This is a genomic window from Bradyrhizobium sp. 482_C4_N1_8 (assembly GCF_052075965.1).
Lineage (GTDB): Bacteria > Pseudomonadota > Alphaproteobacteria > Rhizobiales > Xanthobacteraceae > Bradyrhizobium > Bradyrhizobium barranii.
On the sequence record NZ_CP197231.1, the window covers coordinates 2,563,656 to 2,587,711 of the forward strand.

A 24,056-nucleotide genomic window follows, 5' to 3' on the forward strand; every position below is an offset into this window, starting at 1 on the left:
GGCGCGCGCGCCAAGCTTACAGCCCATCGTGTGCCTCATCGCCGCTCCGCCGTCGCCGCTCTTTGCGCCTGCCACGTTCGGATTGAACGGAGTTGCGCGAGGTCGTCCGGGTCCTGTGAGGCGTCTAGAAAACGCGGGGACCGCGCGACGCCGGGAGGTCTGGATATTTGCTGCGAGAAAAACCGTTGTTGCAGTTGCAGGCGAAGGCGAACGTCCGCCTTGGTCTGACAGCGACGAACTTTCGCTCCGTATGAAAATGACGCTGGGCCCAAGAGGAGACATTTCGAGGCGACCGATTGGTTGCTATATTCGGGCTTTGTACTTCACCGTGACTACGATTAGTCCCGTAGGAGTGCTAACCCTTTTAGGGGAGACAACAATGGGCGATTTGAATTCGGTGATTATCCGCAAGGCCTACGAAGACTTTGCGATAGGAAGCATCCCCTCGGTTTTCGCGGTTTTCGACGCCGGCATCACATGGCACGTTCCCGGTCATAGTCCCCTATCAGGCGACTATACCGGTCACGATCAGGTCGGAGGCTTCTTTCAACGCACGATGGAGCTTTCGGGAGGCGCGTTCAGCATGGATGTGCACAATGTGCTGGCTGAAGACGATCTCGTTGTCGCCTTGGTTACCGTGAACGCAGAACGAAACGGGCTGTCCGCGTCGTTTCCGGAGATCCACGTCTGGCAGATGAAGAACGGAAAGGCGACCGACTTCCGCGAGTATCAAGGCGATGAGCAGCGGGAGGACCAATTCTGGTCTTGAGACGCCGTCATTTCCTCAAGCGATAGACGGCACAATGAGGGCGACGCTAAGATCGACGATCCTTCAAAAGCGGCGCGGCGCAACAGGAATGGCTGATGTCCGAGACCGTCACCGTTGATTGCCCTCATCGCCAAAGGGCTACGACCGTCAGCGCGTCGGGCCAATGACGCTGCACCTCGATTGCAGCCGGGCCTACATCGGCAAGGCGGCAAGGTGACGGCTTCCCGCTAGATCAGAGCCGCGTGGCTTACTTGCGATACCTGCGGCGGGAGCGGCGGCAATCGTCGCGCAGTGAAGCCGATGCTGCGCACGTCGCGGCAATGAAAGCGTGTTTTCGAGAACGCTGCAATCTCCTCTTGCTGTTGCCGAAAGGCAACTGATTTATTGTTCTTCGTTGAACTGTTCCATTTTGCGTTTACGCCGCAACAAACAGTTCTAGATTTGCGGTCTCCGGGCTGGGGCGTGTTTTACAACAGCGAATTTTCGAACCCGGAGGCTTTTCGAAATGATTTTGGAATTTCTCGCAATTCTTTCTCTCGTTCAGTTCGCCAACATGATTTCGCGACTGATCGGTCGGCGGCATGACGTACTCTCCTACGTTTCAAGATCAGGTCCTCACCGGTAAGCGTGGCTAAAGCGTCACAAAAGCGAAAGCGGGATGGCCGCTCCGCCCGTGGCACAGTCTGGCTCTGATCGTCTGCTACTTGAAGAGTTTGAGCTGCCTTGTGTCGGGGGCCTCCTTGAGGGGCGCGGTGGTGGCGTGAGTGTTCTGGTCGTCTCTCGAATGAGCTACTCGCTCGTTCTGGTAGAACCCAAGGGGACATATCCCCAGCTTCCGGACTGAGGCTCAAGCCACCAATGCTGACCTGCATTTGAATACCGACGCAATTCGAGATCGGTCAGTTGCAGAAGCCGCCATGGTAAGATCGCTCGTCACTTCCCGCTCACTGGGACCAATCCATATAGAGCGTGATGCCGATCATGATCAGCGAGCCGATCGCGACCGCCACCGGGCAGATAAACGGCAACTCCTCCAGAACGCCGACAACGACCGCCCGAACGCGGAGACTTCTCTTCATGTGCGCAAAGCGCGAGCCTGCCGCACCCATCGGACATCCCCGTTTGGCCCCCAGCAGCAGCGGTCTCACTCTTCAGCATCAAGTGATCTTCGGCTATCGCCCATTCGGATGTATCCGTGAGTGAAGGTGAAGGAACTCTTGCTAGTCCGTTGGTGACGTGTGTTGCCGAGGCGGGCTCAGGAGGGAATGAGCGAGCAGATTGCGCCCGTTGACCAGCCACGCAGGTTTGATTGAACATCGCGCACACCGTGGCCGTTGATGGCATCCCTGATGGTACGCCGTTCGAACGACTGGGAATATCGCACCATGTGGAACTGGATGATGCTAGGGCTAGAAAGCAATCGCGTGATCGGACTTCGGATCGCGAAGCTGATGCGCGGCGGCAAAGCGGCTCAACGAGAAGCCCAGCGCATGGTGAGTGAAAAGGTCTTGGCGGCGGCGAAGGCCGGTACAAGCCTGATGGCTGGCGCATCTGGAAACAAGATTGTTGAGCAGTATCGAAGAAAGGTGGCGGCAAACGCCAAACGGCTCAGCAGCAAACGGATACGGCGCAGACGAAAATGACGCGGGCCTCTCGGACACTTGCTCTGCTGCTTGATCGCCCACAGCCGGTAGGCTTCGTCCTCGTAAGGATCGTCGCGGTCGGTGGCGGGATCAACCTCGCGCCTTCCTTGCGGAAGTGTTCGAGACCGCGGCCCAGCTTCTCCCGGCGAGTGTGTGTTGATCGTTGGCCCGGTCGGGATCGTCGGCGCGTAGTCCTCAAGCAAGGATCGAAGCCGATGGCGGCAGCGAAGTGGTAGCCCGCGCGGGACTTCGGCGCGCACGCCATCATGCGGATCGCGATGCCCCACCATCAGGCGGGCTTCGCCGATCGATAGCGCTCCCTCGACTTGCGCCAATGCCGTCGCGACGAAGGGGGCGACGTGCGGCGCGGGCAATGGTTGTCAATCGGCCTGTAAATATTGCAGGCCGAATGACAGCGGAGGTCAAGAATCTTGCACCAGATTTGCGGTCGAACAATTCCAGCGGGTTGCGCAGCGGCATCGTATGTCGGTGGGTTGCGCCGCCGCATCAATGCGTTACAACGATGAAATCCGTGTCTTTTCCCGTCTCGTGGCTAAATCCGTCGTCGGAAATAATCAATGAAGAGGCCGGCGTCAGAAGTTTAGAGATCCTCTCAACGGTATCCCGCGGTATTTCGATGCGGTTGAGGACAGCGTTGGCTTTATCGGGAGACGGTACCGATAGGGCGGTTTGCTTCACGGGCGCTTCGCGTTCTTTTGTGGCATCCTCGATGCGAGGAAATTCGTCCGGAATCGACACGACGGTCCAGCGAATAGCCGCTCCCTCGCTCTGGAATTCCATTGCAGTAAACACGTGCGTTCCAAGGGGCTCCTCCGGATTTTCGATCTTGACCGCAACATCAAACAACGGCGAGAAGCCCTGACGCACGAAGAGCTTGCTCAACTTACGACTCACGAAGACGGAGATCGGGGCCATCTTTCTGGGTGTGCCTTCAGCGGCAGCCGAGTTTGGAACCTGGAGACTAGTGGCTTCTGGAGTCTCGGTCTTGGACACCGGTGATCCATGCGTTGCCGCGGCTGTGCTAACGCTCTTACCCACGACTGTGGCAGCCTGAAATTCCGGCGAACCGGACACTGCTTTCGGCTTAAAGAGGTGCGGACTGGTTATCTCGACCGGCTGGACATCGTGGTGCGCAATGATCACGCGCGTGCCGCGCTTCGTGAGATGCCAGAGTCGAATGGCAAAGTCATTTTTCAAACGGATGCAGCCGTGTGACGCCGGATGCCCAGGCACGACACCGGCATGCAACGCAATCCCTGACCAGGTGATGCGCTGCATGTAGGGCATGGGGGCAGAGCTATAAATATTTGAGCGGTGCCATCGTTGTTTGCTGATCACGCTGAATACGCCCAGGGGTGTAGGATGCCCCTGAGTTCCCGTGGACACCGTCGAGCGTGCGATCAGTGCCCCGTTGTCAAAAAGCGAGACCCGTTGGTCAGCGATCGAGATGATGATCTGGAGCGGGCCCTTCGGAGGGGCCTCAGGCCGAGCGTTCTTCGCAGATCCAGAGTTTGTCTGCCGGTGATAGTGCTTGTGTTTGAACGGAGCGTAGTGGCCTGGCCAGAACCTGTCCTGCGGCCAAAACGGAAACTGAGCGTGTGCGATCCCTGTAGAGAGCATGAAAGCGGCGAAAGCTATTATTGGAGTCTGCCTCCTCATTCAGTGCCTCATGCAGTGAAGTTGCATGCGAGGTCCAACGCAAGAAGCGTGGCGTTACCGACCATAGCCTCGTCTTCAAATCTGGTCGCAGTGGGTCGAAAATTGGACCAATTCCAATGACGAGGCCAATCTGCCGGAAGAAGACAATCGGCAATAGCCGTCGCGCTGATCGCCGGGCCGATCAATGTACGGTGTGAGGGCCGTTGCGACGGACGCTTTGATCTTGGGCAATGGGTTCGGTTCGCTCAGATGATCCCATAAATCGTCAACGACAGACCGCTCGAAGGGACGGCATCCCCGACTACGGCCACTCAAGCGCACCTGTTGGTCCGACATTCACCATGACCGGCTCGCCGCGAACTAGCCGCATGCGTCGCATGGGTCCGAAACTTCCCAACACGCTTACGTCGCAGAACAATTGCTTGCCGCCGGCGCGTTGCATGCGGGCAACACTTCGTGGAAAAGATGATGAACCGCGGTTTGCGCCATTGCGCGGCCATGTCTCGACCCGAAAATTCACCCGTCGCGTGCTTGGCTGTGCAGCATTGCTCGGGTGGGGCCTTTGGAAGCGACGGGATGATGAACCCGCGGCGATTTACGGCAGTGGTGCCGACGTTTTGCGGAACGGTCGTTCTCGCGGGGGGGATCGTTGGCTGGCTGGCTGGCTTCGGTTCGGCCGGCACCGAGAACATCGGCGCAGTGCCAATCGAGGATCGCGCAGCATCGCTCGCCGCCAACGCCAGGCTCGCGGATGAACCGCAGGCAATCGCAATGGACAACGCCGTTGTCGCTAACACCGTTGTCGCGAACGCTGCTGTGGCTGGCGCCGAAGTGGCGACGGCCGCCGAACCCGCGGCGGGGACGGCCACCGACACGACGGCGGCTTCGGATAAGCCGGAATCGATCGTCGTGGCTGCGTTGCCCGATCCGTCGCAGATGCTGTCGGCCGATTTACCGCCCGTGCAGGAATCGGTGGACTTGGGCCACCATGATGTCGCCCAACCGGGGCCGACAACGCGCAATGCCTCCAACTCGGCGCCGGTGACGCAGGATTTTCGCTATCTCATCTATTACGTCTGGTCCGAACTGCCTCCTGCCGAGAAACCGGCGGAGATCGTCTTAAAGTCACTCAAGGACATCCCGGTCGGAACGCCGGTCGAGGAGATCAAGCGCGCTTCCGACGCTTTCGGTCTGGACTTCCATTTCATGAAAGCGGTTGCCAAGATCGAGTCCGGTTTCGACCCCAAGCAGCGCACGGGGTCGTATATCGGCCTGTTTCAACTGAGCAAGTACGAGTTCAACAAATTCGGCTCCGGGCAGATTCTTGATCCCCGCGACAATGCCATTGCGGCAGCCTACAAGGTCATTACCGAAGGCATTCTGTTCGAGTGGGTGACGCAGAAGAAGCCGACCTTGAGTGATCTTTACTTGATCCATCAACAAGGCTGGGAAGGCGCCGCCGAGCACATCAGCCAACCCGATCGCATCGCTTGGAAATCCATGTGTGCCACCAGCGAAGGGAGGGAGAAACGCGAAAAATGGTGCAAACGCGCGATCTGGCGGAATACCCTTCCGGCCGTCAAAGCCGAGTGGAAATCGGTGGATAAGCTGACATCGGGGGCGTTCGTCGGAATGTGGCGCGAGCGGGTTGCGCATTTCCAATCGAAATACATGGCTACCGCCGACGCCGAACGGGCGAACCAGTAGATTTCCGTTGAGTGGTTGGTAGGAGTTGCCGCACGCGCGGGCCGAGCGGGGGCCTCACCGCCGCCGCGAGACGTGGTGTCGCTCAGTGGTCGCGCAGGACGCGCTTTACGTTTTCAACGACTCGCTCGGACCATTCCTACGTAAGCGATGTTCTCAGGCCACGCGCCAGCGTTCTTGGGTAGCGAGATAGGCCCAGGGTAGCAGTTCGTCGATCTGGCTGTTCGGGTGGTCGTTGACGATGCGGGTGATGACGTCGGCGAGATAGGCGTGGGGTTCGACGCCGATGAGCTTGCAGGTTTCGATCAGTGAGGCGATGACGGCCCAGTGTTCGCCGCCGCCGTCCGAGCCAGCGAACAGGGCGTTCTTGCGGTTGAGCGCGATTGGGCGGATAGCGCGCTCGACGACGTTGGAATCGATCTCGACGCGGCCGTCGGCAATGAAGCGCGTCAGCCCGTCCCAACGCGACAGCGCATATCGGACGGCCTCCGCGAGTTTGGTCTTCTGGCTAATCAGACCAAGCTTGGCGCGCAGCCAGGGTTCGAACTCGTCGGCGATCGGCCGGCTCTTCTCTTGGCGGACGGCGCGACGCTCGTCGGCGGTGCGGCCGCGGATCTCGGCTTCGATGACGTAGAGCCCGGCGATACGTTCGAGTGCCTCGCTGGCGATCGGTGCGGGACCGGCCGCGGCGAGTTCGTAGAAGCGCCGGCGCACATGGGACCAGCAGAACGCCAGTTCTACGTCACCGCGCTCGGCCAGGACCCGATAGCCGGCATAGCCGTCGACCTGGAGGATGCCGGCAAAACCCGCGAGGTGGACGATCGGCCGTTCGGCCTTGCGATCGGGAGCGTAGACATAGGCGACGGCGGGCGGGTCCGTGCCGCCCCAGGGCCGGTCGTCGCGGGCATAGGCCCAGAGCTGGCCGGTCTTGGTGCGGCCGCGTCCGGGATCGAGCACCGGGGCGGTGGTCTCGTCGGCAAACAGTTTTGGCGACTGCTTCAGCCTCGCGAGCAGTCGCTCATGCACCGGCCGCAACAGGAAGGCTGCCCGCCCGACCCAATCGGCCAGGGTCGAGCGATCCAGCTCGAGGCCCTGGCGGGCGTAAATTTGAGCCTGCCGATACAGCGGCAGATGGTCGGCATATTTGGCGACGAGTACCTGCGCCACGGTGGCTTCGGTCGGTAGCCCGCCCTCGATCAGCCGCGCTGGCGCCGGTGCCTGTACCATGGTCTCGCAGGCCCGGCAGGCATACTTCGGCCGCCTTACGACTAGGACCCGGAACTGGGCCGGGACGATATCCAGTCGTTCGCTCACATCCTCGCCGATCCGGTGCAGCGCCTGCTGACAGCACGGGCAGGCGTGATCGTCGAGGTCGACCAGCATCTCGACCCGCGGCAGATGCGCCGGCAACGCTCCTCTGTTCCTGCGGCGCCGTGCGGCTCGGCTCGATCGCTCGGCAGCATTGGCTGCATCGGTCGCCGCATCACTGCTCGCCTCGACCTGCTCGACCTCCTCCAGGCCGAGCAGCAACTGGTCCTCCGGCAGCGTCTCGGCCCGGCGGCCGAAGCGATGACGCTGCAACTCCTTGATGATCTGCTCGAGCCGCGCGGCGCGCGCCCGTTCGGCCAGCAGCATCGCCTTGAGCGTGCCGGGATCGTCCGGAAGCGTGTCGGCCGTCGTCGCCATGATGCGATTACACCATGCGTCGCGGCATCCCGCGAGCGCGACATGCATACTGATTCACTGTGCCGCAGTTCAACTCGCTTGGATCGGCGACGGTGTCTCGCGCGCGGCGTGGACGCGCTTCCAGTCTAGTCCTTCGAGCAAGGCTGACAGCTGCGCCGCGGTCAGGCGAATGACGCCGTCCTGCACGTTGGGCCAGCAGAACGAACCGGTCTCAAGCCGCTTGGCGAACAGGCACACACCCGTGCCGTCCCAATAGATCAGCTTTACCCGGTCGGCGCGCTTGGCGCGGAACACATACACGGCGCCGGAGAACGGATCGGCCTGGATGCTCTCACGCACCAGGGCCGCGAGCCCTTCGGCACCCTTGCGGAAGTCGACCGGCCTGGTCGCCACCATCACCCGCACCGCGCCCGTCGGACCGATCACGTGCAGGTCTTCAGCGCATGGATCACGGCCGCAATCGTCGCGGCATCCGCGCCGCGGCCGACCCGGACCGCGACGCCGTTGATCTCGAGCTCGATGATGCTGCTGTTCTCGGCGCCCTCGAGCGCCTTCCGGAGGCGTCGGCGCTGCCGCGGTGAGCGCTCCGGCGGCGTGGACGATGGGGTAACGACAGCGGGCACGAACGTCTGCGGCTCGGGAGCCACAGGGATCGCAACCGGCTGTCGCATTTGCCGGCGCCACGTAAACAGCTGTTGCGGCGACAATCCGTGCCGCCGCGCGACCTCCGATACCACGGCTCCCGGGGCCAGCGTCTCCTCGACGAACCGCGCCTTGTCGTCGGCCGAGAACTGCCGGCGTCGGCCGCTCTCCGTGATGACCTCGACCAGACGAACCGAGGTCCTGGGCTCAAGCATATGTTCAAGCTTAGACACAAGCCGATCTCCAATCAGAGATCGATCATTCCTCGCTCGACGCCTTCAATGGAAGGTGGGACCGAAACAGCGCTTACATTCCTACTGCGCGCTAACGAGGTGATCGATCAGATGCCGATGTCTGGTTGTGGCCCGGTCCATGCGTAGACCGCCGGCCTTGGCCGTGATGCTACACATCAGCTCGTCGGTGTGCAGACTGCCTTTCATCAGCATCTCGCCGTGGGCAGCGTGGATCAGTTCGACGGCCTTAGCGGCGGCCGCCTCGCTGTGCGGCGCATCGACGATTTCGATTCTCGCGATGTCGAGCCCGTGAGTGTCGGCCGTGTCTCTGATCTTTCCCTCCGGACCCACCAGGATCGGTCGGATGATGCCCGCGCTGGCGCTGTCGAGGACGCCGCAGCGCAGGGAGGTCTCGTCGCAGGGGTGCACCACGACGGTCTGAACGGGATCGATCGAGCGGGCGCTGCGATCAGAGTATCGTACTTGCTCGGAGTGCTCGTGTGGGCGTTTGCGGTAGCCTGGTCGACGGACTCATCGCTGGCGTTTCATTCACGCCTTTCAGGGCTACTGGGCGGTTTTTGACCTCAAGGGCCTAGTTGAATCCGCAGTGGGCCGGATAGGCTTGAACCATTACCACCTTATACCGTGAGATTTACGGACAACTCTCACGACGACCCAGGCAAAAACGTACCTGAGCCTAAGCCATGCGCAGAGGAGGCCCGGCGGTTCGCGCAGCAATATGCCGACGTTGGGAAGTTACGAGGTCGCTCGAATTGAGGAAGTCTCTGCCCCGCAGACCCTCGCCTGAATCCTTGTCCTCCTCATTGCATGATCGAATGAAGTTCGCTGCCGGCGGCACAATACCCATTCAGGGTGCACAGTGGTTCGTCGCCAATATGTTAACGCCTCGCGCGGAACGGCTGGGTTAGACCAGCATCTGATCAACTACGAGCGCAGGAAAACCGCAGCGTCTAGATAGCAAGGAGGAAATATCGCCTTAAGCCTCGCGCCGCGCAGGAAGATTGTGTGACGAGACAAACCACCACGCGTTGCGATCCAATTCCGAACCGGAGCCGGGTACATTGAATACATTATTCGTGTGGCTTCTGGATTTGTAATTTGGCGTCCGCCAGCCCCCAGGTCCCAGGCTGCGTGGAAGGCAAGATTTGCCCTTTCAGTTACGCAGATTCTTTCCGAAGGGATCTTAGCTAGGACGATCGTACAGGCCGAGGCGCAGAGGCCATCGATGATCACAGTCTGGCCCGTGTTCTTCAAGTTTTCGTACCGATCGAAGTAACGTTGGATCAACCCACCCCGATCGTTGGTAATCCTCACCACGGCATCGCTTGGGCCCGCGTATCCCAGTGAAAATGCTGTAGCGAGCAATGCCGTCAGGAATTTCATGTTTGTGCCTCTCAACATTGCATTTACCCCGGTACTACGTTCGAATGTGTTGCGCAGGAACGACGTCACTGGGCGTTCGGGTAGCGGGTAGCAGGACTCGGCAGCCTGCCTCCGGAATGAACCCTTCGTAGGTTTGGAGCGGCAATCTGAGGCGATCGTGGGACACCCGCAGTTATCGGACGGCTATGCGCTTACATTTCTTGCGACCGCCGAATGGTTTCTGACAGTTTGCCGTACCCGGCGGCCGCGTCTGACTTCCAAGCTGAATACGAGGGTTCGATTCCCTTCCCCCGTCCAAACTTGTCGAAGAACTAGCCTGCGAACGATTGTTGCTTTCGACAAGGACTTCCCGTCTGGCGCGCGGCGCGGTCGTGGTTCACTGCCTCTACTTCGGTACGCATTCGACGTTGAAGGCAATGATGATCTGCGCTGGGTCAGCCTGACCCAGGCTCTTCAAGTCTTCCAAACCGCTTCTCATCCTGGCTCCCGCCTCCTTCAAGCGCTCCTCCAGTTTGGACTTCGCTGCCAGGCAGCGCTCTTCACTGGAAAATTCCTGGAATACCACGGTCGGAAGGACCCTCCATTCCGCTCTGTCATTTGTGGCGGCCGGACTAACTGAATACGAGAAGACGTACATCAGGACCCACATCGGAAGGCTCCATCTGTGACGCGACGGCAGTGAAAGCCTGCGCCCTCAAGGCCATCGTCGATAAGAGGGGCACGTCTCGCCTGCGTCGGTGCTTGCCACAGGCCGTGTTAGTGCAGCGCTGCTTAACAAAGGGAGGTTGATCTGGATCAAACAGAAGCCCGATACTTCCATCCTATGAGCCGGGGCTTGTCCTGGCGGGCGCACTATGGGCGGATCACGCCGATATGGATCATTGCGCTTCCAGCCACGCCAGCGTCTCCGCTTTTTGATCGGACGAAAATCGACGAACTTGCGCCGAGACAAAGTGCTTCGCCATCCGCGGTATGGCCTTGAAGAGCTCGCTGTCAGTCACGACGACCACGCGCTTCACCTGTCGATGATAGCCTCCGACGAGCTTGAGCTGTCCCAGCCCGGAAAGGCCTTTGCGAATATCATTAGGCCGGCCAGCTCTCCATTCGCCGCGACAAAGGGATCGATTTCCTGGGCGAGCCGCTCAAAGTTAGCTTTCTCGCGAGCGCCCCTACCGGCGAGAGAGTGAGGATGCGTCGGTCTCGCAGCAACTCCGGCCTGAGAAGTTCGAGGCCGCTCAACTATCGTCGGCTTATTGGGCTGACCGAAAGCAGCCGCAACATCTGTAAACCGGCGCTCTCACCCACCTCAGACATTGCAAAGATGCAGCAACCGCTAGCCATACATAGCCCGCAAAAAAGCCCCGGCGAGCCGGGGCTTTGGTTTGCGCAGACTGGAGCGATCAGTATCTCGCCGCGACAGGAGCTTTTCCATACCCGCCGAAGCGATAGTTGAAGCGCACAGTGACCATATCCACGTCTTGGCTGATCCGGTCGTTGAGTACGGCCGCAAGCCGCGGATCGGCCACGGAGAAGGAGTTGTTCGCATGTCCCATCCACAGATGATCGTATTCAACACCGACCGACCAGTTTTGTGCGAAGCCATACTCCCAGCCGACACCCAGCGCGCCGCCCCAGCGCGTGTTATCTGCCGAGACCAGACCGATCCCGGTGGTGTTGTCGAATATTGTCAGGCGATTGCTGGTTACGGCCGCGCCGCCCTTCACGTAGAGCAGTGACGCGTTCCACGCCCAACCGAGTTGGCCCGTGAAGAGACCGATGGCGTCGGTCTTAACTGTGGTTGAAAGCGTCGGGTTGAACAGGCTGACGCGTGTGTTGCTGAGGTCGGCCCAATCGCCCTGCGCTTCCAATCCGAACACAAATTGATTGGATTGCCAGCGATACCCGACCTGCCCGCCGACAACGCCACCCGACCGATCCCGGCAACCGCTTGCAACTGTGCCTGCGAGCGTGACGAAATCCACGCAATTGTGGCTTTGGCCCCATCCGCCGTTGGCGCCGATGTAGAAACCGGTCCAGTCATAGATCGGAGCGACCACCGGCGGCGGCGCCTTGGTGTAGGGGCGTGCCGCCATATCAGCCGCCGACGCGGGGGCCGCCATGCTCACTGCCAGCAAGGCCACGCCACTTAACAAAATCTTCCTCATTATTCTCGCTCCATCCACGTTTCACCCGAACGATGCCGGTTCTTTTTTGGATGTCCGGCGTTCCAGCTCGAACCTAGCTGAGCCGACTAGCATTCGATGTGCCTAAGCGGCAACAGTCGGGAAAATTTGGAAATGTGCGCGCGCTCTAGTTGAGTAAGCGCTATTGACCAATCAACGAAGGAATTTGCGTCTTAGAATTTGCGGCAGCGGCGGTTTGTTGGCCCCTTAGCCGAAGGTCGATTGAGCGCGTGTCATGTCGGCTGTCAGGGGCAAACCGGACGCCGATCCAACTTGGCGTCCACCGCTGCTTTTGACCCAATTGAGACATGAGCATTCCATGATTTGTGCAGCGCGCATGAACGCAGTGCACCATTCCCCTCGACGCCTTTTCCTGCTGGCCTGAGTATCTGGAGCAGTCATGTGCAAAGCTTTGGCGAAAACTATGTCGCTCGATGCGCTGCACATATTCATTGACATCTGGTGACAGTGGCCGACATTGACGGCCATGGTAGATAATAGGAGTAGGTGCAATGAGGGCTTACTCAATTGTCGGGCTGCTGTTTGCGGCAGTGGTGTTGGCGACGATTCCAGTCTCGCCGCAGGTTACATCGCGTGGCGTCGTGGAGTTAAGCGTTGATCAAGCGCAGGCCTACACGTATCGGCGCGCCCGCGTGACTGCGCGTCGTGTCGACCGTCGCGATTACCGCCATACGCGTCGTGCCGTGCGGCGTGGTGTCTACTAACGGAGCGCGATGCGCGCCGACAAGGTACGAGACGGTGATCAAAGTGCTCGATCACTCGCCCGCGCCGACGATTGATTGAGTAAATCACTGCGGTTCGTGCATGTCGTTTGCTGCGGCGATGAGTCCAGGTCTGGCCCATCAGCGAAGTGGTGACACGCCTCATTGAGGTCCGTTCAACGAGGCCGACGTGCTTACGTTGAGTCCTTCGCATTTTGACCCATTTGAGACATCGGCCGATCGCAGCCGACGTCCGGTTGGCACGAGGTTTATTTCACAACCAGATGCTTCGTGCGCGCTATGGCGGCAGGCGCGGACGGGGAAATGGTGAACGTCAGCCAGGTATTCCATCCTGACGGACGGTTGGCTGCACCGAATTCGCCGTATCCCCTCAGGCTAAGGGAGCCCTGCATGTCTGCGACCGGGAAGCCGTACCCGATTTGCGGACCGACACCGAAAACGCGTGACCTGAAGCCACCGAGGATCGGGTTCTGGCCGGAATCGTCGGTGATTTGCTGGTAGGCATATCCGACAATGCCGAGGAAAAGCTGCTTGGTGAGGTAGTGCGATGCGCCCCAGTCGAAGTGGAAATCGATGCCGCTCCGGTACAGGGTATCAGGATTCCTGAAATTGTAGGTAAGGCCGGCGACGCCCGAGATTTCGTTTCCTGCCGCCGGGTCGAAATAGGTATAGGCGCCTCCAATGTCGATCGCGCCGTGCCCGAGCCCGATGTTGGGAATCCGCGTCGGATCATAGTCGCCGACGGGAATATTGCCCGTGACGTAAGCCATGTAATTGTCGACGCCATGGCTCCATAGCAGTTGCGCGAATGGCGCGAGGTCGCCGTAGGAGGTAAGTGAGCCTTCGAGCATTCCGGTGCGCGTCATCACAATCGGTCCGGCTATCGCTGTCAGTGTTCCGGCGATACTGGTGGCGGCTCTGCCGTACTGGCCGGACATGCCTACGACCAACTGCCCGCCAAGCACCGCCGTCGTGAAAGTATACGATGGCGCAAGGGCGATCAGGTCGGCCCGCCCGCTCAGACTCAGATTTAGATTAACGTTGACGTTCGCGGGGATTTTGCCGGCCAGGATCTCTTTGGCCGCAGCAGCGCCCCCGGTTGCGGCGACGCCGGAATGGTAATCGATGACACTGAGCGCCCAGCCCGGTGTCTGCTGCATGGCCACGAGGCTCGCAAACTGACCCGGAAACCAGAACGAGCTACCGCCCTGGTCGGCATGCGAAACATCAGCGCAAAGCACGAGAGCAGCAACCGCTGCCGCATAGTTGATGACGCGGCTTCCCGGTTTGTTTGATCTCATTGCAAACCTCTGGGCGGCATTTGCAACCAGTGGCGGCTACTGCAAAGCGCTCCGCGAACCGCGGGGCCCCAAGTTAGACGGCATTCAATACTAGGGCACAAGCAGCGTCGAAATCCGTGACAGAATGGTAACAGCGGGGGATATTTGTATTACGGCGATGACGCAGTCTCGGCTCGACCAAGAGTTGCTTGCGCTGGAGATATTCGGTTTTCTTTGCCGGAGCGAGGTCTTTTCCTGGGTCATCGCGACAAGTGTGGGAGGTCTTGCTGAGGTCTGCTGTTGGCGGCAGAGCCGACTTGATTTTGCTCACCGCAAGTATTGCGGCTCGTGACCCTGGCTGTGTGGAAACGCTGCTGCTTTGCCATGATTCTCTCGTGATTCTGCGGGGGAAGCAGAGAGGCGCTTCGTTGAGCAGGCGGATCGTGGGCAATGGACACTATTGCCTGAATGCCTGAACCCGCTCGCTATGCGCCAACGTCGCGAGACAGTCGAGCATCCGTTCGGCACGATGAATGCACGCATGGGAGGGACCCACTTCCTCACTAGAACGCTCCCAAAAGTAGCCGCCGAGATGGCACTCTCGGTTCTGGCCTGACACGGGTCATCAACATCGTCGGGATCAAGCCGCTGATCTATGTGATCGCGGCCTGAGGCCGAGCCGGTCTTGGCTTGCTATCGGCTAATCTACAAAAGTGTGCTTCTACAGCCAAGACCCTTAGCAAACATCGTCTAGGCATACAGTCAGTTAGCTGCGTATGCTCCGACCATTATGCATTAGGTTCGAATTGAACTGCTTTGGCTCAGTCCTCGTCCTCGGACAGCGCACGGCGCCGGTCTACGGCATCACTCATATCGTGGAGTACCAGAATCGCGATGGCCGCCATGCGCTGCCTCTGTTCGGGATTAAGCGTTTTGTAGAGTGGCTGCCACGCCTCGGCGAGTTTATCCAAATCGGCTGATCGTTGAGCCAATGCTTCCGAGCGCCGCTGCAAGAAGGTGATAGGGTCACGATTGCGCAGGGCTTCGACACGGTTTTCGTCGGCCCGTCTACCCACTGTTTCTCCGATTTTTGCAAGGCGGGCTTTCCGGTCCTCCGCCCTGGCACGAATGGCGCTCTCTACAGCGGGCCAGTATTTCTCCTGGTCAGGTGTCAGCTGCAACGCGGCCTTTACCAGATCAATCCTCATGTCCGTCAGCGTATTCCGGTCGGCTGCATTTAACCGTTCCGGAGTCGCAGAAGAGGTTTGCGAGGTTTGCGCGTTGGCAATCGGGGATGCAGCAAGGAAGAGTGCGGTTGTTCCGGCAACTACTATTTTCAACATCGGCCATCTCCTAGGCGAGTTGCCCCACTCCACAATGGTGACGCACTGCGCGGTTACGTTGATCTAAATCAGGGAACCAGCGCCGCCCAGTGTTCGTCCTTTTACATCTCAGAAATCAATCTCGTATCGAGGGCCGACGGCGAGGCCGGGCACGTTCAGACCTTTGTGGGGTTTGGCCCCTCCAAGGAAGAGGCAGAGAAGAGCGCCCTGGGATGGTGCTCGCATATCAGGTTCGATCTTGAGACCTGCTTGAATTCGGATCGCCTGACCGCTCGCAACTATCGGTCAGACGGAGGTGACGCCGCACTTGATCTCAAGTACATGAAGGCAGTTGCGCGCATTACCGGCTGCAGTTAGAGCGCGTTCGCGAGCGATCGAACGCGCTTGATCTATATCAAGCAGCTCGTGGCCATCTTGCTGCAGGTAACAGACGACGTAGAGCCCAGGTCAATGTTTCGGGGCGCACCGGAGCGACCGGCATGCCACTGGCGGCATATTTCTGGAAGGTCGGAGCAGTGTTGCTCGCACTGCTCTTTGTTGCAGATTATTGGCTGCCGAGGGCCCCGACCGTCGATCAGGCGGCTACGGACCGGCCGGCCATACTTATCCACTCAGATCGCAAATGGCCCGAGCGTATTGTCTTCGATACCCAGTCGCCGGTGATCGTCGCCGCTGCGCCCGTGGCCGAGGCGACCGAGGTCGCAACTTCATCGGATGTGGCCGAACCGCCCGTTACCGTCCCACTGAGCCCGGCGGTGGCGAATTCTTTCGCGATGCTGCCGAAACAGGATACACGCCCGCCTGAAACCGTCGATCGCAAGCGACAACGCAAGATGTTGCATGTTGCGGCTCGACCGAGGCGAAACGTCCAGCCGCAGATGCTTCTGGCGGCACGACAAGGACAGTTCGGCTGGTTCGGCTTCAGAACCTGGTGATCGGCGTCCGGATAAGATCCAAACGCCGAGTCTCGCGGCTCCTATTCGTACATCGCACAGACATTTCCCTGCCAACGGAGACACCTGCGCACTGCACGCCGGGTTTGGCGGATCGTCGTCCTTGCAACGCAGACGCCGTTGATCCGCGTTCTGCCCACTCCGCAGGCGGCCGCGACCGGCGTGTTCAGGCTCTCGGATTGGGGAAGCGTCGGGGAGCAAATTGAACACGTCCACCAACAATCACCGTAGCGCCGGTCTTAAGCTGCAGACCGATGGCAGATTTCTGCGCCGCAGCGCCGCAACCAAACAGATCCAAATTCGGGCATTGTTGTTCTTTGGTGCAATGAACTTTAGGACAATACCGAGAATGCACTATCCCTGAAAATCTTGTCACCATGCACGCCCCTAACCCGGCACCGGAATTGCACGGTTACCAGGCCCATCATCACAAGATTAAGGAATGGGTCCAATGCTGATGCATATCACCTCAGTGTCGGTGCCTCATCCGCACTCCCTTTGCGAACTGGGGATACCGACCGAAACCAATCCGATCGTCAGCCTGAGCCAACTTACCTATCGGAAGTGCAACAAGATCTACGGCGAAAAGGAACCCGCCGATTATGTCTATCAGGTCAAGTCAGGCGCGGTACGAAGCTACAAGCTGCTTCGTGATGGCCGCCGGCAAATCGGCGCCTTTTACGTTTCCGGCGATATCTTCGGACTGGAGAATGGAAGCCTGCACCGTTCTACGGCAGAAGCCGTCGTGGACACGACGGTTCGCCTCATTCGGCGACAGAATCTCGATGTAATTTCCGGCAGTGATGGCGCGCTGGCCAAGCATCTGCTCCGCATGACCACCAGCAATCTGAAGCATGCGGAAGACCATATGCTGCTCCTTGGACGCAAAACTTCGATCGAGCGCGTCGCGGCCTTCATCCTTGAGATGGACGAGCGGCTCACCGACGCCGGCATTTTGGCACTGCCAATGTCACGGCGTGATATCGCGGACTACCTTGGACTCAAGCTGGAAACCGTTTCGCGGGCGTTATCGCATCTGCGCAAGCTTGGCATCCTCGGCTTCATCGGTGCCACCCACCGCCAGATCGTACTGTTGGACCGGCAGCAACTCGCCGGCTTCGATCGTCAGAATTGACAGCCGGGTCGAAGCGAAGACCCTTTGCCGTTCCTAATTGAGCGGCCCCGGTGCCATGCCGGGACCTCTAATCTGCGCGGAAGTACGGTTCAATAGCGAGCGGTGACCGGTGCCGAATAACCGCCGAAACGATAGTTCAACCGAAGTGTGACCATGTCCACATCCTGACTGACCCCGTTGCCGAGAAGGGTGATGCCCCCTGGCGTGACCACGCCCGCGAAGGACGTGTTGTCACGCCCCATCCAGAGATGGTCGTATTCGATGCCGAACGACCAATTCGGCGAGAAACCGTATTCCCAGCCGACACCGAGGGCACCGCCCCAGCGCGTGTGACCTGCGGAGTCAGGCCGACTCCGGTGAGGTTGTTGAAGACATCAAAGCGATTGCGCGTCACCGCAGCGCCACCCTTCACATAGAACAGCGACGCTTTCCATGCCCATCCGAATTGAGCCGTGAACAGCCCAATGCCATCAATCTTGCCTGTGGTTGAGATCAATGGATCGATCAAGCTGACGCGTGTGTTCTTGATCTCGGCCCAGTCGCCCTGCGCCTCCAAGCCGAGCACAGACTGGTTCGTTTGCCAGCGGTACCCGATCTGCCCGCCAACAAGGCCGCCCGAACGATCAGCGCAACCACCTGCGACTGTCCCGGCGGGCGTCAGGAAATCCACGCAACCATGGCTCTGCCCCCAGCCTCCGTTGGCGCCAATGTAGAATCCGCTCCAGTTGTAGATCGCCACCACCGGTGCCAGCGGCGCCGCCTTGACGGCCATATCGGCGGCCATGGCAGGCGCCGTCATGCTCAGCGCTGCGAGACTGAGCGGAGTCATCGAAAGCCTTTTCATCGTCCATATCCCCATGCTCAGAGCTCTTTCGTTCAGAGAACGCGAGCTCTTATGAAGTGCCCGACGTCCACAAGTCTAAAGCGATGAGACCTAAGCCCGTAATAAAATGGCAACACTTGAGAGCGGTGTATGTGCACGGGAACGTGCTTATTCCGCGTCGGGACCTGGATCTCGCTCAGCGTTCCATTGTTCATCGACAAGCCAAGCTTGGATGCGGGGCGACGGAATGAGTTGCCTGGGGACGTGCGGATTGATCGTGCCCGCAAATACAACGAGACCTTCGTCGAGCTTTGCACGAACGAATGCCTTGGCCTCTGCTTCCGTAGCGAAGGTCCTTGTTTCCCGAGGGCTCCGCTGCTTCGGCAGCGTGCCGCGTTTACGAACCTCGAAGGTGACATACCAAGTCGGCGTCATCGCACGCACCAACTAACTGCCCTAGCCCAGTCGGTCTCTTGTTTTGGTGCGGGTATCATGAAGCTGGTTGATCTGAATCAAGATCGCGGTTGGTGCTGTCAGTAAACCAGGCGACGGGCGGTAGGGAACAAGGAGGATGTTCGACGGAGTTAACGCATAGCCCAGTTCACCCTTGATGTACGTCAATGTCGCTCATGTGTCCGGGCACACGCTATCGTAAGCCGTAGGAATGCGGCTTCTGCTACCCTTAGGAGGACATCATGAAGGCTAAGATGCGACTTTCGATCAAGTCAGTGACGGTTACAGGAATCGCTGCCAGCGCACTTCTGGGACTTGCAGGGGCCACGCTTGCTCCATCACCGGCCCGCGCGATCGTGTATTGCCAGTACGTCGACTATCCGGTGGGTTGCGTTGCCCGGGCTGGCGTTGCCCTCCGGCCACGGCCCGTTGCGCGCGCTGCAGTCCGTCATAACGTCGGCGGTAATGCCAATGGCGGCGTTAATCGCGTCGGAGTGCGTCGATAGAGGATTTGCCGGCGGGCCCCTAGCCTTGGTGCATAAACCAACATCGTGGCCCGCGGTAGCATTCAACACAACTTTTCGGCCATGGAGCGTCTTCGTTTCGAGGGACTTCTCGGCTTCAGGAGCAGGCCACCAAATTGCTGTCATCTATTTTCCAATGCGTGATGAAGCCGTCTGGTTGAATCGCCGCACGTGGCATCACCTGCATCGATATCGCGATGGACAGCCAATAACCTGATCACCGTCACCCTCCGTTGGTGCCCTTTGAAAGGAAAGATCAATCCGCGTGCAGAATCAGAAAGAGTTTGATCAGGAGGCAGCCGTTTGGACCGCCTCCTAGTCGTCTCCTTGCTGACTCGGTGTGCCGGGCGTGCGATCAATTCCGCTAGTCTGCAGCAGATCAGGGTGCCATAACGTCGCTGGTATGCTGACGCGCCGAAGTCGATGCCCGCTTCACCGGCTTTCGCGTGTGTTTTACGGGCAGCGGAACGGCAAACCGTTGGTGCCTGCGACCAAAGTCCCCGATGTGCAGGCCATGCCGGTAGGAGTTATGTACCAGCCATTGCTGGAGCTGGCCGTGGACGCCGCATAGTAGGCGTTGGCTGCCCGAGCTCCGCCTGTGTAGTAAGGGCCGCCTCCCCATCCCCAGTTGGGCGATGTAGCCGCCACAGCAGCAGCGCCGCCGACGGCGGCCGCGCCGGCGACGCCAGCGCCGACTACCTCGGCTCCATACCGGTACGCAGCCCGTCGGTCTTGCAGGCGAGCAACACCTGCAACGCTCATTGGGGTCAGTGGTCGACCGACCCGTGCTTGGGCACTCTCGACTGACATAGAGACACCGCGTTGTTCAGACCAGCTAAACGAGAACAGTGCCGCGCATGCGACAGTTGAGCCCGCAATTGCAAGTTTTGTTAGATGCATCTTTTTCATGAATTTGCTCCATTACTGGCTTGCCCCATGCTGAAAGAATTCTGCCTCACCGCCGGGTGGGCATTGCGCTAGAAGTAGCGAGCGTCAGCGAGGACATTAAGCTCGCCGTTCAGAGACAGGGTTACTACATGCGCAAGCTAACGGACTTTAAGAAGCGGTAGTCCGCAAAGCGCACGTGAAACCTCTACAGCATCACAACCAACCAAGCCGCGATCATCGCGCTGTTTCGCGTCGTCAACCGCTATGCCGGCAACCTCGCACCGATGCCGGTCGTGTTTCCGGGTTACCCGGCAACACTGACACCGGCCGCGAGCTGGCCATGATGCGCTGGGGCATGCCGCCGCCACCAAAGTTCGGCGGGCCACCGGTCACCAACATCCGCAATGCCGTCACCGCACTGGCCAGGCTGCCTGAAGCCGGAGAACCGCCGCCTTGTCCCGGCTAACAGCTTCTCCGAGCAACGTCCGCTGCCGGATGACGCGCTGAGGATCGTGGCGCGTGGCGCCGAAGGAGAACTAAGGCCGTCAAGTGAAAGTTGCCGTCGATCGACCTTACCGATCCCCAAGAGCTGCCCGCAAGAGTCTTGAGATCGCTACGCAGTCCAGCTCGGCAAGCGCGCGGCATCGCCGATTAATTTCTTGAAAGCCGAGCATTTCAGGCGCTCTAGGTCCCGTTCTCCGTCCGCCGCACGCGCCAGAAGATGTTCAGCAATTTCAAGCGCCGAAGCCGACTTCCGCTGATGGAAACGGGCGTCAAGCAGCACCTCGTCCAACGCGCGGCGCAATGTGGCTATCGTGGATGGATCGTAGCTCATGTCGGTCGTGTAGCCGACGCTGACAACAGTGAGATGACTGCCAAAGGACGCTGGGTCCGTTTGGCCTCTTTACGGCCGCGGTCACACTGAAGATCAAGAATTGTCCGGATTTCATACCCGTGCAGTCGTTTGGTTGTCGCAGATCGATGCACCTACAGCGCCGCAGGCCTCCAATCAGCGGATTTTCGCTTCAGCGCCAGCGTATGCGGCTCGTGCGAGATCGGATCGAGGGGCGGGCTCTCCAGAGGCGTCAGCCATCTCAACCCGAGTCGTCGCGCCCCTGTCCGATCTAGTAGGCGCGACGAGGCTGCCGATAGGCTGGTTCCCGTGGCACTTGTGCGTTTGCAAAATATGGATTGGTAACGCACATGGCGGAGAGGCCCGATGCATTGGCGTGGCACTGCGCCATCGAGCTATAGCCGCAGTAGAAAGTTTCGCCTCCGCCCCAGTACCAACGTTGTAGGCAGATCGGAGCATTCCCGCCATATGTTTGGGCCTGAGTTGGCGCGGCCGCCAAAACCGAGATCGTTGCCCAAATCGCCAAAGTTGGAATGCGCATCAGAATTTCCTTACGGATCGACTCCATCGCATCAGCGTATCGAAGCCAGACAAAGCCCATTGCTTCAGATCAATTCACATTCGCGCGAGTGGCTGGGGCTACGGCTGTGGTGGTTCAACGCTGCAGCGGGCGCCACCTCGGGCTTGCTCGCCAAATGAGGGGCGAAGATGGGTTTCCGCGCGGAAAGCTGACGATGATTGATGGGCGGCAGCGCGAACGCCACGAGTTGATCTTTGGGGCAGGGTAATCCGGTCAAGCCAGAGCCGCAGCGCCACCGGATCCCCCGCGAGCGCCGCCGCAAAATCGCCAGCGCGGGGGGGCTCCGGGGGCGTTGTTGGGGCGGCGGCTGTCAAACCATGCCGCGATTTACGTGCCAACCGGTCTTGTCGTGATGGCGCTGCGAAACGCGAGAGGCGAACTAACGGTGGAAATGGTTTGCGTACCCTCGCCGACGCCCTGAATGGTGAGGTCGCCATAGTTCAAAAGGCGGCCAAGAACGCTTTGATTGACATCGACGCTCTCAACCTTGTCGAGGCGCATCTCAAAGGTCCGCCTCTTAATGAAACCGGCCTTGTGGACGACCCGCATGTTGGTAACGTCGGTCTCGGTGGTCCAGCGGTGGAACCAAGCCGTCGCCGTCCAGTACAAGGCCGCAAGCCCAGCGACCGCCGCCAATACCAAGTAAACCAACGTCAGCGCGTCGACGGCGACCAAGCGCCACAGCACCAGAAATGCGACCGCCGCGATCCACGCCCCGATTGCAGGCAGAAAGTACACCCAGTGTTCGTTGGTCGAATACAGCACCCTTTCGCCAGGCTGTAGGATTTCGTCGATATAGCGCCCCATACGCCTACCCGGAGTTTACCTATCACCGCGGTAATATGCGCCATTTTAAACGGAGAAAGACCTTGATCTATCTCAAGCCTTCCAACGGCCAGCGCCGGAAGCTCGCATGCTTTCACACGAGAGCCGGACCCATCCCCTGCCGTGAGAGGTCGGGATGTTTGGACGGTTAAGGGAGGTGCAGAATGATCAGGTTGATTGCTATTGCCGGCTTCGCCTTATCGGTCGCAGTATCGGCGCAAGCCATGACACCTGCGCCGATTACTCCTCCGCCCAACGGCATGATCACTGAAGTCGCTGCTGCCTGCGGCGCGGGTAGGACACGAGTTAACGGTGTGTGCGTCGCAAGAACCACCGTCCGCCATACCCGTCGAGCCGTCCGCAGATGTGCGACCGGAATGACTTGCTAGCGCGCCGATGGCTTAAGCGGTGCAACCACGAAGGCTGAGACGACCCGAAACTGTCACTAGCGGCATTCTGCAATCAAGGTTGCCCGAAGCCGCTGATGGAGCGGCTGCTGGGTGTGATGGTCGCCGCACATGATCCAGATCAACGCTGTCGCTCGACTGCCGAAAAAATTGGCGCATGGCAAGACGGCTTTCCATTATCGAAGTGGGGGCGATTGCGATTATCGTTCTCAGCGTGGCTGTACTCGCCTTCGTCGGGTTTTCCATTTGGGCAGAATTATGAAGGCCGGGGTGCGCCGAGACTAACGCCATCCTCCACGCGCTCCCGGCGCACCGCCTCGCTCGCCGAGTTCTTCGACTTGAGCCACGTCTTCGATAGTCCGCCGTCCGCTTCGACACGATCCCTTCCAGCCCCATCTGGCAGAAGTGCTTGAAGATCGTCGGGCCGCCGCCGGTCAGGTGTTCGTTGAAGCGGATGGCGCGCGACTGTTGAGCGCGAGCCACACCACGTCCTTTTTCTTGGTCTGTGGGTTCGTAGAGTTGGCACGTCGCGTCATTTCGCTGTGCTAGGCATCCGTCGCCACGACGACACAGAACAGGCGTCAAGGGTGAGGCCATTAGAAGGCCCTACAGCGCGCCGCCAGCGCCGGGCTACCGGACACCGGCAAGCCGCACCAGTTTTCCAGCCACTGGCTTAGTCGTGAACGGTCGGGGCCAACTCCAGACCATAGCGGCTTCGGCCTGCTTTCTCTCATCCGCGGAGTTGCGTGGCAAGAACACTCCAAGAAACCCGTGTGAGACATGCCGGGGCGGTCTGACTATGTCCGTTCACAGGGGTAGACTGGAAGAGAACGGCACGCGGCCACCGCAAGGTAGCAAAGGCCAGAAAATTCATAACTACAAAAAAGCCCCGGCGAGCCTGGGCTTTGGTTTGCGAAGGTGGGTGAGATCAGTATCTGGCCGCGACCGGTGCGCCGTATCCACCGAAGCGATAATTCAACCGAAGCGATAATTCAACCGAAGCGTGACCATGTCAACATCTTGGCTGACCCCGCTGCCGGTGAGGATGAACCCTCCGGGAGTAACCACGCCTGCGAAGCTGGCATTATGACGCCCCATCCAGAGATGGTCGTATTCGATACCGAGCGACCAGTTGGGCGTGAAGCCGTACTCCCAGCCGACACCGAGGGCGCCGCCCCAGCGTGTGTGGCCTGCCGATGCCAGGCCGACCCCGGTGATGTTGTTGAATATATCGAATCGATTTGCGCGTCACGGCGGCGCCGCCCTTCACGTAGAGTGCCCCTTCTGCAACATTCGCCAAAAAAG

At 59.6% G+C, this 24,056-nt stretch carries 21 protein-coding genes and 5 pseudogenes; 7 read left to right on the plus strand and 19 right to left on the minus strand.

Annotated elements, in window-relative coordinates; all coding sequences use genetic code 11:
* Window positions 1-379 precede the first annotated feature (379 nt).
* The gene (locus AB7Z56_RS11850; RefSeq protein ID WP_157790253.1) at window positions 380-769 is read left to right on the plus strand and encodes a nuclear transport factor 2 family protein; all 390 of its coding nucleotides are present in this window, start codon (window positions 380-382) and stop codon (window positions 767-769) included.
* A 944-nt stretch (window positions 770-1,713) separates the two neighbouring features.
* Here the strand turns inward: AB7Z56_RS11850 and AB7Z56_RS11855 are convergent.
* Window positions 1,714-1,848 (minus strand): hypothetical protein, encoded by a 135-nt coding sequence (locus tag AB7Z56_RS11855; protein ID WP_256376473.1) that lies wholly within the window; start codon window positions 1,846-1,848, stop codon window positions 1,714-1,716.
* A gap of 306 nt (window positions 1,849-2,154) precedes the next feature.
* Between AB7Z56_RS11855 and AB7Z56_RS11860 the strand changes: the two genes are divergently transcribed.
* Window positions 2,155-2,412, plus strand: a complete 258-nt coding sequence (locus AB7Z56_RS11860) for a hypothetical protein (RefSeq protein WP_028154361.1) — start codon at window positions 2,155-2,157, stop codon at window positions 2,410-2,412.
* Between the two features lie 507 nt (window positions 2,413-2,919).
* Here AB7Z56_RS11860 and AB7Z56_RS11865 read toward each other — a convergent pair.
* Window positions 2,920-4,092, minus strand: a complete 1,173-nt coding sequence (locus tag AB7Z56_RS11865; protein ID WP_135217228.1) for a L,D-transpeptidase — start codon at window positions 4,090-4,092, stop codon at window positions 2,920-2,922.
* A 465-nt stretch (window positions 4,093-4,557) separates the two neighbouring features.
* On the opposite strand from AB7Z56_RS11865, the gene AB7Z56_RS11870 reads away from it, so the two are divergent.
* Entirely contained in the window at window positions 4,558-5,799 is a 1,242-nt protein-coding gene (locus AB7Z56_RS11870; RefSeq protein ID WP_245328642.1) for a transglycosylase, read from the plus strand.
* A 153-nt stretch (window positions 5,800-5,952) separates the two neighbouring features.
* On the opposite strand, the gene tnpC is transcribed toward AB7Z56_RS11870, so the two are convergent.
* The 10 genes and pseudogenes from tnpC to AB7Z56_RS11920 all read right to left on the minus strand — a co-directional run bounded on the left by tnpC (window position 5,953) and on the right by AB7Z56_RS11920 (window position 15,310).
* A complete protein-coding gene (tnpC, locus tag AB7Z56_RS11875) occupies window positions 5,953-7,482 on the minus strand; it encodes an IS66 family transposase (protein WP_283018506.1) in 1,530 nt (509 codons plus the stop codon).
* 69 nt (window positions 7,483-7,551) lie between these two features.
* Window positions 7,552-7,908 carry an IS66 family insertion sequence element accessory protein TnpB gene (tnpB, locus tag AB7Z56_RS11880; RefSeq protein WP_007606730.1) on the minus strand — a complete coding sequence of 119 codons (357 nt, stop codon included), beginning with the start codon at window positions 7,906-7,908 and terminating at the stop codon, window positions 7,552-7,554.
* The gene (gene tnpA, locus AB7Z56_RS11885) at window positions 7,905-8,357 is read right to left on the minus strand and encodes an IS66-like element accessory protein TnpA (protein ID WP_144030647.1); all 453 of its coding nucleotides are present in this window, start codon (window positions 8,355-8,357) and stop codon (window positions 7,905-7,907) included. Before tnpA ends, tnpB begins: the two co-directional genes overlap by 4 nt.
* 132 nt (window positions 8,358-8,489) lie before the next feature.
* Window positions 8,490-8,830, minus strand: a pseudogene (locus AB7Z56_RS11890) (phosphate acetyltransferase); the annotation flags it as partial.
* Between the two features lie 472 nt (window positions 8,831-9,302).
* Window positions 9,303-9,761, minus strand: coding sequence for a hypothetical protein (locus AB7Z56_RS11895; protein ID WP_135217227.1), 459 nt, complete (start codon window positions 9,759-9,761; stop codon window positions 9,303-9,305).
* Between the two features lie 385 nt (window positions 9,762-10,146).
* The gene (locus AB7Z56_RS11900; protein ID WP_135217226.1) at window positions 10,147-10,410 is read right to left on the minus strand and encodes a hypothetical protein; all 264 of its coding nucleotides are present in this window, start codon (window positions 10,408-10,410) and stop codon (window positions 10,147-10,149) included.
* A gap of 229 nt (window positions 10,411-10,639) precedes the next feature.
* Window positions 10,640-10,840 carry an STAS/SEC14 domain-containing protein gene (locus AB7Z56_RS11905; RefSeq protein ID WP_085398422.1) on the minus strand — a complete coding sequence of 67 codons (201 nt, stop codon included), beginning with the start codon at window positions 10,838-10,840 and terminating at the stop codon, window positions 10,640-10,642.
* Window positions 10,841-11,161: 321 nt separating this feature from the next.
* A complete protein-coding gene (locus AB7Z56_RS11910) occupies window positions 11,162-11,926 on the minus strand; it encodes an outer membrane protein (RefSeq protein ID WP_038953383.1) in 765 nt (254 codons plus the stop codon).
* A 1,009-nt stretch (window positions 11,927-12,935) separates the two neighbouring features.
* Entirely contained in the window at window positions 12,936-13,988 is a 1,053-nt protein-coding gene (locus AB7Z56_RS11915) for a SphA family protein (RefSeq protein ID WP_166086967.1), read from the minus strand.
* 800 nt (window positions 13,989-14,788) lie between these two features.
* The gene (locus AB7Z56_RS11920) at window positions 14,789-15,310 is read right to left on the minus strand and encodes a Spy/CpxP family protein refolding chaperone (protein WP_038945733.1); all 522 of its coding nucleotides are present in this window, start codon (window positions 15,308-15,310) and stop codon (window positions 14,789-14,791) included.
* A 479-nt stretch (window positions 15,311-15,789) separates the two neighbouring features.
* On the opposite strand from AB7Z56_RS11920, the gene AB7Z56_RS11925 reads away from it, so the two are divergent.
* Together AB7Z56_RS11925 and AB7Z56_RS11930 are read left to right on the plus strand one after the other, a co-directional pair.
* Window positions 15,790-16,245: a hypothetical protein gene (locus tag AB7Z56_RS11925; protein ID WP_354076807.1), complete on the plus strand. Its 456-nt coding sequence runs from the start codon at window positions 15,790-15,792 to the stop codon at window positions 16,243-16,245.
* A 469-nt stretch (window positions 16,246-16,714) separates the two neighbouring features.
* Entirely contained in the window at window positions 16,715-17,398 is a 684-nt protein-coding gene (locus AB7Z56_RS11930) for a helix-turn-helix domain-containing protein (RefSeq protein WP_038945731.1), read from the plus strand.
* A gap of 89 nt (window positions 17,399-17,487) precedes the next feature.
* On the opposite strand, the pseudogene AB7Z56_RS11935 reads toward AB7Z56_RS11930, so the two are convergent.
* Window positions 17,488-18,242: pseudogene (locus AB7Z56_RS11935) on the minus strand (outer membrane protein).
* 147 nt (window positions 18,243-18,389) lie between these two features.
* Entirely contained in the window at window positions 18,390-18,656 is a 267-nt protein-coding gene (locus tag AB7Z56_RS11940) for a hypothetical protein (RefSeq protein ID WP_135217305.1), read from the minus strand.
* Between the two features lie 260 nt (window positions 18,657-18,916).
* Here AB7Z56_RS11940 and AB7Z56_RS11945 point away from each other — a divergent pair, with 260 nt between their 5' ends.
* Complete coding sequence (locus tag AB7Z56_RS11945) at window positions 18,917-19,180, plus strand: hypothetical protein (RefSeq protein WP_085398219.1); 264 nt, start codon at window positions 18,917-18,919, stop codon at window positions 19,178-19,180.
* Window positions 19,181-19,920: 740 nt separating this feature from the next.
* Here the strand turns inward: AB7Z56_RS11945 and AB7Z56_RS11950 are convergent.
* Window positions 19,921-20,107, minus strand: a pseudogene (locus AB7Z56_RS11950) (hypothetical protein); the annotation flags it as partial.
* A gap of 263 nt (window positions 20,108-20,370) precedes the next feature.
* On the opposite strand from AB7Z56_RS11950, the pseudogene AB7Z56_RS11955 reads away from it, so the two are divergent.
* Window positions 20,371-20,583 (plus strand): annotated as a pseudogene (locus AB7Z56_RS11955) (SOS response-associated peptidase); the annotation flags it as partial.
* 116 nt (window positions 20,584-20,699) lie between these two features.
* Here the strand turns inward: AB7Z56_RS11955 and AB7Z56_RS11960 are convergent.
* From AB7Z56_RS11960 to AB7Z56_RS11975, 4 genes and pseudogenes are all read right to left on the minus strand, one after another.
* Window positions 20,700-20,921: a hypothetical protein gene (locus tag AB7Z56_RS11960; protein WP_038946060.1), complete on the minus strand. Its 222-nt coding sequence runs from the start codon at window positions 20,919-20,921 to the stop codon at window positions 20,700-20,702.
* A gap of 289 nt (window positions 20,922-21,210) precedes the next feature.
* Window positions 21,211-21,540: a DUF3551 domain-containing protein gene (locus AB7Z56_RS11965; RefSeq protein WP_346283407.1), complete on the minus strand. Its 330-nt coding sequence runs from the start codon at window positions 21,538-21,540 to the stop codon at window positions 21,211-21,213.
* Window positions 21,541-21,846: 306 nt separating this feature from the next.
* Window positions 21,847-22,326 (minus strand): PH domain-containing protein, encoded by a 480-nt coding sequence (locus tag AB7Z56_RS11970; RefSeq protein WP_231142771.1) that lies wholly within the window; start codon window positions 22,324-22,326, stop codon window positions 21,847-21,849.
* Window positions 22,327-23,679: 1,353 nt separating this feature from the next.
* Window positions 23,680-24,024 (minus strand): annotated as a pseudogene (locus AB7Z56_RS11975) (outer membrane protein); the annotation flags it as partial.
* Between the last annotated feature and the right edge of the window lie 32 nt (window positions 24,025-24,056).